The sequence below is a fragment of the Cupriavidus sp. WKF15 genome (genome assembly GCF_029278605.1).
Lineage (GTDB): Bacteria > Pseudomonadota > Gammaproteobacteria > Burkholderiales > Burkholderiaceae > Cupriavidus.
In genome coordinates this window covers 506912-518872 of sequence record NZ_CP119572.1, presented here as the reverse complement: position 1 = coordinate 518872, position 11961 = coordinate 506912, and the positions used below count along the sequence as shown (strand labels likewise).

Sequence of the window (11961 nt, the reverse complement as noted above, 5' to 3'; positions counted from 1 at the left end):
CCCCAAAAAAAACGCACCCGAAGGTGCGCCTTTCTGCCGAAGCCTCTTACCTCAGACCGAGAACGACGAGCCGCAACCGCAGGTGGTCGTGGCGTTCGGGTTCTTGATCACGAACTGCGCGCCATTGATGTCTTCCTTGTAGTCGATCTCGGCGCCGACCAGATACTGGTAGCTCATCGAGTCGATCAACAGGGTGACGCCGTTCTTGACCATGGTGGTGTCGTCTTCGTTGACTTCCTCGTCGAACGTGAAGCCATACTGGAAGCCTGAGCAGCCGCCGCCCTGCACGAACACGCGCAGCTTCAGCTCGGCATTGCCCTCTTCCTCGATCAACTGCTTGACCTTGTCGGCGGCGCTGTCGGTAAAGACGAACGGTGCCGGCACGTCCTCGGTTGCGGGTGCCTCTGCGACTGCGTTCATGGGGTTCTCCTGATTAGTTGGGTAGGGACAGGTCATTGCTGACCCATCCCCCCCTAAGAACCGTACGTGCGAGTTTTCCCGCATACGGCTCAAGCCTTTCAAAGTACTGTTTATTGTACCGGTTTCACTACGGGTCTGCCGTGGTGGTGAACTTGCTTGTGGCAATCAGGGTGTAGCAACACACGATTCCCTAGAGCGTCCGAGCCTCCGTGTGTACGGTACTCGATGTGATGGTCCTCCCATCCTGTCTCTTTGGTGATCCTGCACTCACACACCGCACACAAGCCCCGCTGGGAAATGTAGAGCTTAATCCACTGCTTCCGGTGCGACATGTTGTTTAACATGCGCTCCTGACGCAGCATTTCGCCGTATCTTTCCTGCGCTGGATCGAAGGGGTGATAGTCCCCTCGAACCTTCTTGTGCCTTTGGATAGGCGTACCCGCAAGGGAATAAAGCCCCACCCATCGGCCATTGCCGTCGTCATCCACGATCGTGGTCCCAAACACCCAACTCCGATCCCCGACTGGTGCGTAGTACTTCTTCCGCACCCAATCGGTGGCCTTCTGTGGATGTCGCCGTTTCGCCCACCGCCATAGAGCCTTGGATACTGCGTACTCCAAGCGGTTGAACGTGGCCTTCGCAACCACCGGGCTGTGATACTGCGCCCAGCCTCTCAGCATCGGGTTCAGCAAGTTGATGATGCTCACCTGCTTCGCCGTCTTGTTGGCACTGATGACCCCTTTCACCTTGCTATAGAACGTTTGCACGTTCTTCTTGCTCGGCTTGATGAGCAGCGTTCCCGAATATTTCCGGAAATTCCACCCAAGGAAGTCAAAGCCGTCAGCGATATTGACGATCCGCGTTTTCTCCGTCGATAGCGTCAGTCCCCGTACTGCCAGGAACTGCTCTACCCACGGCTTCACTTCGCTTTCTAGTATCTCCGGCGTACTGCCAGTGATCACGAAGTCGTCCGCGTAGCGCACTACATTCACTTTCAGCTTCTTCGTGTTGACGACACCCAGCTTAGTCTCGAGAGACTTAACCAACTGCCGTTCCAACCCGTTCAGCGCAACGTTTGCCAGAGTGGGGGAAATGATGCCCCCCTGCGGTGTTCCGGCTACGGTCGCCTGAAGCTGGCCCTGAAATACCACGCCAGCCTTCAGCCACTTCCGAAGGATTGCTTTGTCCATTGGGACATTGCGCTCCAGCCAGTCGTGGCTGATATGGTCAAAGCAGCCTTTGATATCCGCTTCCAAGATCCATTGGGCCGAGGCCTTTCTGGACAGGTTGAGGAATAGCTGGGACATGGCATCCGCTGTAGATCGATTGATCCGGAACCCATACGAATTCGGATCGCTCGTCCCTTCGGACACCGGCTCCAGCGCCAGCAGATACAGCGCTTGCATGGCTCGGTCCAACATGGTCGGAATGCCCAGAGGGCGCTCCTTCCCGTTGGCCTTGGGGATGAAAACCCTCCGTAATGGCAAAGGCGTATATCCCCGGCGCTTCAACCGCCCGATGGCTTCCCACCGGGCTTCAGGCGAGTCCCACAGTACGCGATCGACGCCTGCCGTTCGCTTACCTTGGTTCTCCGTCACTCGCTTGACTGCCGATGCTTTGGCAGAAAACGAGCGGGTCAGAGACCGTTGCAAGGCTTTCACCCTACGCCAGTCCCCTTCCTGTGTTGCCTTCGCAATTCGAATCTGCATCTCTCGGACGTTACGCTCCACGCGGCGCCAATCAATGGCACCCCAGGTTTGCGGCACGCCGGAGAGCGCAGATTCATCCTTGCGGATCAATGCTTCCATGCTGCTCTCCTATCTTGAGGATCTTCCCCAACATCAAGAGACAGCACGCCCCTTGAGGGACGTGTTGCCCCTCAAGGGAAGAAAATTTAAACAAGCGAGATTAGTCAGCCGTCCTGCGACGATTGACCAGTTGGAAGTCTGCCCGCTTTCGCGTGGGATGATGTTTCAATCCCTATCCGAGCCATTACAGCCCGGCATTCGCTTTCTCCAACCTCCCATACCCGCACAGCCAACAGCGTTCCTTGCGGTTCGCCTGCCTGAGCCAAACTGCGCTCCGGCAGCCATACGGGCTTACCACGTTCCCTACGCATTACACGACTGGGTTAGGGCCTGCCTTTCCGCCGGCGGTTGTATGGCGACGTGTTCCGGCGTACCAGCGGAACAACCAACCGCACACCTTTTGGTTGATGCCTATCAGCAGCTTTGGCATCTCAATACTGACGACGTTTACCAGCAGTTCACATATGTTGCCCATACCAGCCAGCCTAGCTCCTCAACCCCAATTGCTGCTCGGAGTCTCTGCCGTCCAGTCTCACAACCAGACGACACCCTTGCGGGGGAAACATTGTCAGGGGAGCTTCACACCTCACCGTTAACCAGTGACGCATGTCCCCCTAGGCTACTGCTAGTCGCATAGCAGGTTCTCGATCGAAACACCCTTGCGGGCGCGTTCGACTGAACCATAACGCGCAGAGCTTCCGCTCCGGGACCTCACTTCCTACTTTATGTGCTCCCATATTGGCGAGCGCTTGACGGTGGGTGGGCTCTTTCGAGCGCAGACCTCCGTCCCAAGGCGTACAGCGCCGACCCAACTGGGGGTCGGTTTAAATGCCGTGTAGCGGGTTCGCAACCAAACTGACGTTGCGCAACCGCCCGCACCCTCCGTAGAGGGTGCGTTTACAAAGAAACTCGCCCAAAGGCGAGCGTCCCCGCCCTTGGGCAATGGCTGGAAATTCATCCAGCAGAAAGCAAGCCGCAGGTAGCCGATATTCCGGCTCCCACAGCACATCGGACTCCCCCTGGCTGTTCGGCTGGGTTCGTCTAAGCAAGAAATTGGTTGGGATTGGACGGTCTGGCCGAAGCCTTTCCGTGTCCCAACAAGGTCAATGCTCCTTACGTTGGAGCTGCCCGGACACGATAGTGCGTGTCGCACGATACGCCTGTATTCTAAGCGCTACTGGGAAATCGTGCCGAAACCCTTGGTTTTCAAGGGCTTCTGGCAGGGAATTGCACGTGGCATTCAAGCCACTTTACCGACCTCAGCCAGTTCGACCGCGGTATCCGCGTCTTCAGCGTCGCCGTCCGCCTGTTCAGAGGCCACCAGATTGGGAAGCGCCTTGACCTCTTCCTGGCCGAGCGGTACGAGACGCCCTTCCACCAGAGCGCCCTGGTGCATCTCGAGCGCCGCGTAGCGCACCTCACCGAGCACGCGGGCGTGCGGCTGGAGCTCGAGCAGTTCGCTTGCGTGGACGGGACCCTTTACTGTGCCGTTAAGGACCAGATGCCCGACAGTGATCTCGCCTTCCACCGCGCCTTTTTCGCTGATCACCAGCATGCTTGGCAGATCCGCCGCGGCGCGGATATTGCCGCGCACCCGGCCATCGAGGCGCAAGCCGCCCGAGAACACCAGATCGCCATCGATGGCTGTGCCTTCACTGATCAGCGTATCGATCGAGAGTCCCTTCTTCCTGGAAAACAACATCCCTCACTCCTTGATTGGATTCAGCCGGCCAGCATGCCGAAGCGTTGCTCCGCAATACGGGCGAGATTGTATCCGCGGCGAGCCATTACCCCACCAAGGTAGGGAGATGAAATTGTGACTTTTTCGCATACAGGAGATGCCTCGGCTGTAAAGGCCGCGCCTCCGCCTATGGACGGGAAGCAGACGAAAAAAACCGCACGACCAGCGTGCGGTTTTTTCTTGCTCCGCGCGATCCGGCAAGGCCGGACCGGCGAATGCACATCAGCGCTTCGAGAACTGCTTGCGGCGACGTGCCTTGTGCAGACCGACCTTCTTACGCTCGACTTCACGTGCATCACGCGTGACGTAGCCAGCCTTCGACAGGGCCGACTTCAGCGTTGCATCGTAGTCGATCAGGGCGCGGGTGATGCCGTGACGGACGGCACCGGCCTGGCCGGTTTCACCGCCGCCGGTAACGTTGACCTTGATGTCGAACGTTTCGGCGTGCTCGGTCAGTTCCAGCGGCTGGCGCACGATCATCAGGGAAGTTTCGCGAGCGAAGTATTCCTTGATGGGCTTGCCGTTGACGACGATGTCGCCCTTGCCCGACTTGATGAAGACACGTGCCACGGCGCTCTTGCGGCGGCCAGTACCGTAATTCCAATTACCGATCATGGATTGGCCTCCTTAGATTTCCAGCGCCTTGGGCTGCTGCGCTTCGTGCGGATGCTCTGCTTCGGCGTAAACCTTCAGCTTCTTGATCATCGCGTAGCCCAGCGGACCCTTCGGCAGCATGCCCTTGACAGCCTTCTCCAGGGCACGGCCCGGGAAGCGCTGCTGCATCTTGCCAAACGTCGTTTCGTAGATACCGCCCGGGTAACCCGAATGGCGATAGTACTTCTTGTCCGTTTCCTTGGTACCCGTGACACGCAGCTTGGCTGCGTTGACGATGATGATGTAATCACCGGTGTCGACGTGCGGAGTGAATTCCGGCTTGTGCTTGCCGCGCAGACGGCGTGCCACTTCGCTGGCGACACGGCCGAGGACTTTGTCCGTCGCGTCAATCACGTACCAGTCGCGCTTTACCTCATGAGGCTTGGCGGAAAAGGTCTTCATGATTTTTCCTGACTATTAGAGAACTGCCCGATACTGACTCGCGAAGGCTTGTACTCGCCCCTGCAAGTCTCGTCGGCCGGCCCTGTGGACCTGGCCTTCCTGCTTGTCTTCGCAGGCTCTCCCTACTTCTCTTCCCGCGGGCATGGCGGAAAAGCCGTAGATTATACTGTCGGACGCGAGCTGGACACAAGCAAAGTCAAGGGATTTCGTCAAGATCACCACTACGCTGCCGGCAGCGAGCCTGACTGAGGCCCTTGACGCACTTGCCGTGTTCGGACGAAAAAAAACCCAAGCCGGTTGGGCTTGGGTTTGAATCCACCAAAGGAGGAGGGTGGAGGAGACACTTGGAGATCGACGGTGTTTCATGCGGGCGGTGCGGAGGGCTTGGCCGGTAGCTTCGCTTTCGCACTCTGGCGCGCTGTCTGCGCCGTCGTTCAATGATTGGAATTATACATGGGGTAATCCCTGATGCAAGCGAAATTTGCACTGCGAAACGCAATTTCACATTGCGGGATGCAATGCATCCTAGGGCAAGATTGTCTTTCCTCTTTAAAATCAGTCAGTTGATACACTAATGCGACTGTCATTGAACTGACATATTAGAAGAAACCCTCGGTTCTTTGAGGGTTATCGGCATCCGACCAACAGACTTTACGATGTCGTATGCTGGAAAAAGCAAGATTCGAGATCACGCGGTTGTGACCGGAAACAGACAACTCAGACGACAGGAACGAACAAAATGGAATGCAAAGTGACATGGATGGGCGCCGAGGGCATGAGCTTCGTCGCCCAGACGGGCAGCGGGCACATTGTCGCCATGGATGGTGCACCGGAAGGCGGCGGCCACAACCTGGCGCCGCGCCCGATGGAAATGGTGTTGCTCGGTACCGGCGGCTGCACCGCCTATGACGTGGTCCTGATCCTAAAGCGCGGCCGCCAGGAAGTGAGCGGGTGCAGCGTGAAGCTCGAAGCCGAACGTGCCAGCGAAGATCCCAAAGTCTTCACCCGCATCAATTTCCACTTCGTGGTGACCGGCAAGAACCTCAACCCGGCCTCGGTCGAGCGTGCAATCAAGCTGTCGCATGAGAAATACTGCTCGGCATCGATCATGATCGCCAAGACCGCGGAGATCACGCACACGATGGAGATCGTCGAAGGCTGACGGGCGCAAATGCCCGGGCAGCCGGATGCTGGCCGGGTAACAAGGAAGACAAGCGCAAAGCAGGCCGATAAGCCGGATTCTGTGCACGCCACCGCACCTTGCGGCGCGTGGCATGTGACAACCATTCCTCTAGGCCGTCTGTTGCCAGCCGGCTCCAGCTCCCTACCCGCAGGCTCAGCGGGCCGCCTCGATGCCTGCCTATTTGGGATTGCTCCAGGTGGAGGTTACCGCGTTTCACCCTTCCCGCCGGGAGAACCCGGCGGCAAGACTCGTCTCTGTGGCCCTATTCCGCACGTCACCGTGGATGGCTGTTAGCCAACACCCTGCCCTGTGGAGTCCGGACTTTCCTCCCCTTGCACCTTGCGATGCAAGCAGCGATTGTCTGGCCTGCTTTGCGGCCCGAAGTCTAACATCATTGCTGGCCGTCGGTCAGGCTTCGGGCTGCTGGCGCCGGCCGGGCCGGAAAACCGTCGCGTCCGCGTAGTACGCTGCATCGGCATTGGCCTCGCACCAGCCGGGAATGCCCATGACGGGCAACGGCGCGAAGCTGCGCCCGCCGCGCAGCGTGCCGGCATCGGCGGCAGCCCGCAATGAGGCGGTCGCTGCCACGTCGAGCATCGGCAATCCGGCTGACAAGGGCGGCAGCGCCAGCGGCCACGCATGGGCCGTGAGGGACTTGTATGGATTCACCAGCTTTTCCAGCAGCGCGTGGCCGAATGGCACCACCAGGCACAGGCTGTCCCAGTCCTGGCGACGCCGGATAAACAGCTCCTGCCATCCAAACCCGCGCAGCACTGCCTCCAGGCTGGCGTCGGCGCTCAGGAACAGCACGGCGTTCTCGTCGAACAGCGTTGCGGCATCACGCACGCCGCCTCGGCCAGCCTGAACGCCTGTGCGCCCGATCACCTCGGCCTGGATCGCGTTAAGCCGGGCCTTGACCCGCGGGAAATGCAGCCAGATCAGCGCATTGAAGAAATCGTGGAGATTGTCGCGGGTCGGCACCGCACCGGTGGCGTGGATATGGGCCTCGTAGGCGACACCGGCGGGCAACTCCGCTTGCGTGACGAAATTCAGCGGCAGGCCCCGGATATTACACAACCCTGCCCGGGCAGCCTGCGCGTTCAGGCACGCGTGCAAGGCGGTGCCATCCGCCACCGCCGTGACAAGGCCCGCGCCGACGGCTGCAAAGGGCCGGAACCACGGGCGTGTCCAGTCGATCGCCGAAAGAGAAGCGGCGAACGCCTGGTTCGCCGCCGATGGGACTGCCGTCAATGCCCTGCGCTTCAGCGCGCCTTCCAGCGCAGCGTTTCACCGGCGCGCAGCGGCACCAGCGTGGCATCGCCGTAGGGCAGCTCGGCCGGCAATTGCCAGTCTTCGCGCTCCAGCGTCAGGGTGCCGGCATTGCGCGGCAGGCCGTAGAACGCGGGACCGTTGAAACTTGCGAACGCCTCGAGCTTGTCGAGCGCGCCGGCGGCGTCGAATGCCTCGGCATAGAGTTCCATCGCGTGCAGCGCGGTGTAGCAGCCGGCGCAGCCGCAGGCATGTTCCTTCAGGCCGCGTGCGTGCGGGGCGCTGTCGGTGCCCAGGAAGAAGCGGTCGCTGCCGGACGTTGCCGCGGCGACCAGCGCCTCGCGGTGGATCTCGCGCTTGAGCACCGGCAGGCAATAGTAGTGCGGGCGGATGCCGCCGGTGAAGATCGCGTTGCGGTTGTACAGCAGGTGGTGCGCCGTGATGGTGGCGCCCACCGGGCCGCTGGCATCGCGCACGTACTGGGCCGCATCCTTGGTCGTGATGTGCTCGAACACCACCTTCAGTTCCGGGAAGTCGCGGCGCAGCGGCGTCATGACGCGGTCGATGAAGACGGCTTCGCGGTCGAAGATGTCGATGTCGCCATCGGTCACTTCGCCGTGCACCTGCAGCGGCAGGCCCACGCGCTGCATCGCCTCGAGCGCGGCCGAGCAGCGGCGGATGTCGGTCACGCCGGCATCGCTGTTGGTGGTGGCGCCGGCCGGATACAGCTTGACGCCATGCACGAAGCCGCTCGCCTTGGCCGCGACGATTTCCTCGGCAGCGGTGTTGTCGGTCAGGTACAGCGTCATCAGCGGCTCGAAGCTCATGCCGGCCGGCAGCGCGGCCAGGATGCGGGCGCGGTAGGCCTGTGCCTGTTCCACCGTGGTCACGGGCGGCTTCAGATTCGGCATGATGATGGCGCGGCCGAACTGGCGCGCCGTGTCGGGCAGCACGGCTGCCAGCGCCGCGCCGTCGCGCAGGTGCAGGTGCCAGTCGTCCGGGCGGGTAATGGTGAGCTTCTGGGTCATGGCTTGCTGGGCCTGCCGCCGCAAGCGCGGCAGGCGGTCTGGAAGTTAGAGAATCAGGATGGCGCGGTAATCGTTCACATTGGTGCGCGTCGGGCCGGTCACGACCAGGTCGCCGATGGCATCGAACAGGCCCCAGGCGTCATGCTTGTCGAGCTGGCGCCGCGCCGGCACGCCGGCCGCCTCGGCACGCGCCAGCGTGGTCGGGTCCGCGAGCGCACCCGCATTGTCCTCCGAACCGTCGATGCCGTCGGTATCGGCCGCGATGGCATGCACGCCCTCCATGCCTGCCAGTTCGATGGCCAGCGACAGCAGGAATTCCGAACAACGCCCGCCCCTCGCCTTGCCGCTGCCGCCGCCGGCCGGCAATGTGACGGTGCATTCACCGCCCGAGACCAGCGCCACCGGCGCGGCGAACGGCGCATTGTACGCGCGAATCTCGCGCACCAGCGCGGCATAGACGCGCGCGGCCTCCTGGGCCTCGCCCGTCACCGTGTCGCCGAGGATCACCGGGGTGATGCCGCGCTCGCGGAACAGCGCCGCGGCGGCCAGCAGGCTGCCGTGTGCGGTTGCAATCATAAAGTTGTCGACGCGCGCGAACAGCGGATCGCCGGGCTTGGGCGTTTCCGGCACCTCGCCGCGAGCGCCGCGTTCCAGGCGCGACTGCACGCTTGCCGGGACGGTGGCGCCATAGCGCCGCAGGATATCGAGCGCATCGGCAAACGTGCTCGGGTCCGCCACGGTCGGTCCTGACGCAATCGCGCTGGGATCATCGCCAGCCACGTCGGATACGATCAGCGTCGTTACCGGCGCCTGGCTGGCCTGCGCGAGCCGCCCGCCCTGGATGCGCGAGATGTGCTTGCGCACGATATTCATCTCGGTGATCGGCGCACCACAGCGCAGCAGTTCCTTCGTCGTGGCCTTGAGGTCGGCCATCGGGATGCCTTCGGCCGGCAACGACAGCAGGCTGGAGCCCCCGCCGGACACCAGCACCAGCAGGCGGTCCTGCGGTGTCAGCGCGGACACGCGGGCCAGGATCTCGGCCGCGGCCTGCTCGCCGGCTTCGTCCGGCACCGGATGCCCGGCCTCGATCACGCGCACGTGCCCGGTCGGCAGGCCATGCGCATAGCGAGTGACCACCAGTCCTTCGATCCGTGCCTTGCCGGCGTAGGCCTGCTCTACCGCCAGCGCCATCGATGCCGCCGCCTTGCCCGCGCCCACGACCAGCGTGCGCCCGCCCGTCTGCGGCGGCGGCAAGTGCCCCGCGACGATCTTCAGCGGATCCGCCGCCGCCACTGCAGCCTGGAAGGTCTCCAGCAGCAGCGCGCGCGGATCGCCCGCGAAACCGCCCGCCGCGCTCACAGTGCCTCCGCGATCGCGCGGCCCAGGTCCCCGGTACCCGCCTTGCCGCCGATGTCGCGCGTCAGCGGCGCGTGCTCGGGGCCTGCGGACAGCACCTTCTCGATCGCACCCAGCACCGCCGCGCCGGCCTCGTCGTGGCCGAGGTGCTCCAGCATCATGGCGCCACACCAGATCTGGCCGATCGGGTTGGCCACGCCGCGTCCGGCAATGTCCGGCGCGGAACCATGCACCGGCTCGAACAGGCTCGGATACGTGCGGTCCGGATTGATATTGCCGGACGGCGCGATGCCGATGGTGCCGGTACACGCCGGGCCGAGGTCGGACAGGATGTCGCCGAACAGGTTGCTCGCCACCACCACGTCGAACCAGTCGGGATGCTGGACGAAATGCGCGGTCAGGATGTCGATGTGGTACTTGTCGACCTTCAGGCCGGGGTAGTTCGCCGCCATCGCCTCCACGCGCTCGTCCCAGTAAGGCATCGTGATCGAGATGCCATTGGACTTCGTGGCCGAGGTCAGGTGCTGTTTCGGGCGCTTCTTCGCCAGCTCGAATGCGAACTTCAGGATGCGGTCGACTCCGACCCGGCTCATCACCGTTTCCTGCATCACGATCTCGCGCTCGGTATTCGGGAACATGCGGCCGCCGATGCTCGAGTACTCGCCCTCGGTGTTCTCGCGCACGACGTAGAAATCGATATCGCCGGGCTTGCGGTCGGCCAGCGGGCTCTTGATGCCGGGCATCAACCGTACCGGCCGCAGGTTCACATACTGGTCAAAGGAACGGCGGAACTGCAGCAGCGACCCCCACAGCGACACGTGGTCGGGCACGGCATCGGGCCATCCCACCGCACCAAAGTAGATAGCGTCGTACTTCACCAGCGTGTCGAACCAGTCGTCCGGCAGCATCTTGCCGTGGCGGGCGTAGTAGTCGCAGCTGGAAAAATCGAAGTGGTCCCACTGGAAATCGATGCCGAACTTGCGCGCGGCGGCGTCCATGACGCGGATGCCTTCAGGCATGACTTCCGTGCCGATTCCGTCTCCAGGAATCACGGCAATCTTGTATTGGCTCATAGCAGTCGGGAACGGTGATGCGGGATGGCCGGAGGCGCCACGGCGCATGCGCTTGGCAGCGGCCCGGGCGCGCGTGATAATGTATGCATTCTATTGCAAAGCGGCAGCCCCCTGCCGACCCGGTGCCCCGCCATGTGCCAGCTGCTAGGCATGAACTGCGCCACGCCGACCGACGTGACGTTCTCCTTCACCGGTTTCGCCGCCCGCGGCGGCCTGACCGACCACCACGCTGACGGCTTCGGCGTGGCCTTCTTCGAAGACAAGGCCTGCCGGCTCTTCATCGATAACCAGTCGGCCGGCACATCGCCCGTCGCGGACCTGATCAAGCGCTACCCGATCAAGTCCAAGAACGTCATTTCGCACATCCGCAAGGCCACGCAGGGAACGGTGCTGCTGGAGAACTGCCACCCGTTCATGCGCGAGCTGTGGGGGCGGCACTGGATCTTCGCGCACAACGGCGACCTGCTGGACTTCGCGCCGTTCCTGTCCGGCGTCTACCAGCCCGTGGGCGACACCGACAGCGAACTCGCCTTCTGCACGCTGATGCAGGGGCTGCGCAAGCGCTTCCCGGGCTCGCAGCCGCCGCTGAACGAGCTGTGCCATGCGCTGGCGGACATCACGCGCGACATCACCACGCACGGCGTATTCAATTACCTGCTGTGCAACGGACAGGCGCTGTTCGCGCACTGCTCGACGCGGCTGTACTACATCGTGCGGCAGTGGCCGTTCTCGACCGCGCACCTGATCGACGCCGACCTGTCGATCGACTTTGCCCAGGTCACCACGCCGGACGACCGGGTCGCGGTGATCGCCACCCAGCCCCTGACCGACAACGAGACCTGGACACCCTTTGAACCGGGCGAGCTGATCATGTTCATCGACGGACGCCCGGAGATGACGCTGTCGGTGCCGATCCCGCCGGAAGTACAGGCCAAGAACGCGGCCAATACGGCCTGCACCTGACCCCGGACGCGTCAGCCGAAAAAAAAGGGACGCCGTGGCGTCCCTTTTTTCCATGTAGCGGCGC

11 protein-coding genes and 1 other RNA gene are annotated in these 11961 nt (G+C 62.4%); 2 read left to right on the top strand and 10 right to left on the bottom strand.

The features are described from left to right. Nucleotides 1–51: 51 nt before the first annotated feature. The 5 genes from erpA to rplM form a co-directional block, all read right to left on the bottom strand. Nucleotides 52–420, bottom strand: coding sequence for an iron-sulfur cluster insertion protein ErpA (erpA, locus tag CupriaWKF_RS02485; RefSeq protein ID WP_276099467.1), 369 nt, complete (start codon nucleotides 418–420; stop codon nucleotides 52–54). Nucleotides 421–530: 110 nt separating this feature from the next. Beyond that, complete coding sequence (gene ltrA, locus CupriaWKF_RS02480; protein ID WP_276099466.1) at nucleotides 531–2228, bottom strand: group II intron reverse transcriptase/maturase; 1698 nt, start codon at nucleotides 2226–2228, stop codon at nucleotides 531–533. Between the two features lie 1240 nt (nucleotides 2229–3468). After that, entirely contained in the window at nucleotides 3469–3930 is a 462-nt protein-coding gene (locus CupriaWKF_RS02475) for a polymer-forming cytoskeletal protein (protein WP_276099465.1), read from the bottom strand. Between the two features lie 261 nt (nucleotides 3931–4191). After that, nucleotides 4192–4584, bottom strand: a complete 393-nt coding sequence (gene rpsI / locus CupriaWKF_RS02470; RefSeq protein WP_211948825.1) for a 30S ribosomal protein S9 — start codon at nucleotides 4582–4584, stop codon at nucleotides 4192–4194. A gap of 12 nt (nucleotides 4585–4596) precedes the next feature. Beyond that, a complete protein-coding gene (gene rplM, locus CupriaWKF_RS02465) occupies nucleotides 4597–5025 on the bottom strand; it encodes a 50S ribosomal protein L13 (protein WP_010813907.1) in 429 nt (142 codons plus the stop codon). 739 nt (nucleotides 5026–5764) lie between these two features. On the opposite strand from rplM, the gene CupriaWKF_RS02460 reads away from it, so the two are divergent. Beyond that, entirely contained in the window at nucleotides 5765–6187 is a 423-nt protein-coding gene (locus CupriaWKF_RS02460) for an OsmC family protein (protein WP_276099464.1), read from the top strand. A gap of 52 nt (nucleotides 6188–6239) precedes the next feature. Here CupriaWKF_RS02460 and rnpB read toward each other — a convergent pair. From rnpB to CupriaWKF_RS02435, 5 genes are all read right to left on the bottom strand, one after another. Further along, an RNA gene (gene rnpB / locus CupriaWKF_RS02455) (RNase P RNA component class A) lies at nucleotides 6240–6581 on the bottom strand. Nucleotides 6582–6616: 35 nt separating this feature from the next. Continuing rightward, nucleotides 6617–7459 carry a DUF3025 domain-containing protein gene (locus tag CupriaWKF_RS02450; RefSeq protein WP_276099463.1) on the bottom strand — a complete coding sequence of 281 codons (843 nt, stop codon included), beginning with the start codon at nucleotides 7457–7459 and terminating at the stop codon, nucleotides 6617–6619. An 11-nt stretch (nucleotides 7460–7470) separates the two neighbouring features. After that, nucleotides 7471–8505, bottom strand: a complete 1035-nt coding sequence (pyrC, locus tag CupriaWKF_RS02445) for a dihydroorotase (protein ID WP_276099462.1) — start codon at nucleotides 8503–8505, stop codon at nucleotides 7471–7473. 45 nt (nucleotides 8506–8550) lie between these two features. Then, nucleotides 8551–9864 carry a glycerate kinase gene (locus CupriaWKF_RS02440; RefSeq protein WP_276099461.1) on the bottom strand — a complete coding sequence of 438 codons (1314 nt, stop codon included), beginning with the start codon at nucleotides 9862–9864 and terminating at the stop codon, nucleotides 8551–8553. Then, entirely contained in the window at nucleotides 9861–10934 is a 1074-nt protein-coding gene (locus CupriaWKF_RS02435) for a tartrate dehydrogenase (RefSeq protein WP_276099460.1), read from the bottom strand. Before CupriaWKF_RS02435 ends, CupriaWKF_RS02440 begins: the two co-directional genes overlap by 4 nt. Nucleotides 10935–11066: 132 nt before the next feature. Here CupriaWKF_RS02435 and CupriaWKF_RS02430 point away from each other — a divergent pair, with 132 nt between their 5' ends. Beyond that, the gene (locus CupriaWKF_RS02430) at nucleotides 11067–11897 is read left to right on the top strand and encodes a class II glutamine amidotransferase (RefSeq protein ID WP_276099459.1); all 831 of its coding nucleotides are present in this window, start codon (nucleotides 11067–11069) and stop codon (nucleotides 11895–11897) included. Nucleotides 11898–11961: the final 64 nt, after the last annotated feature.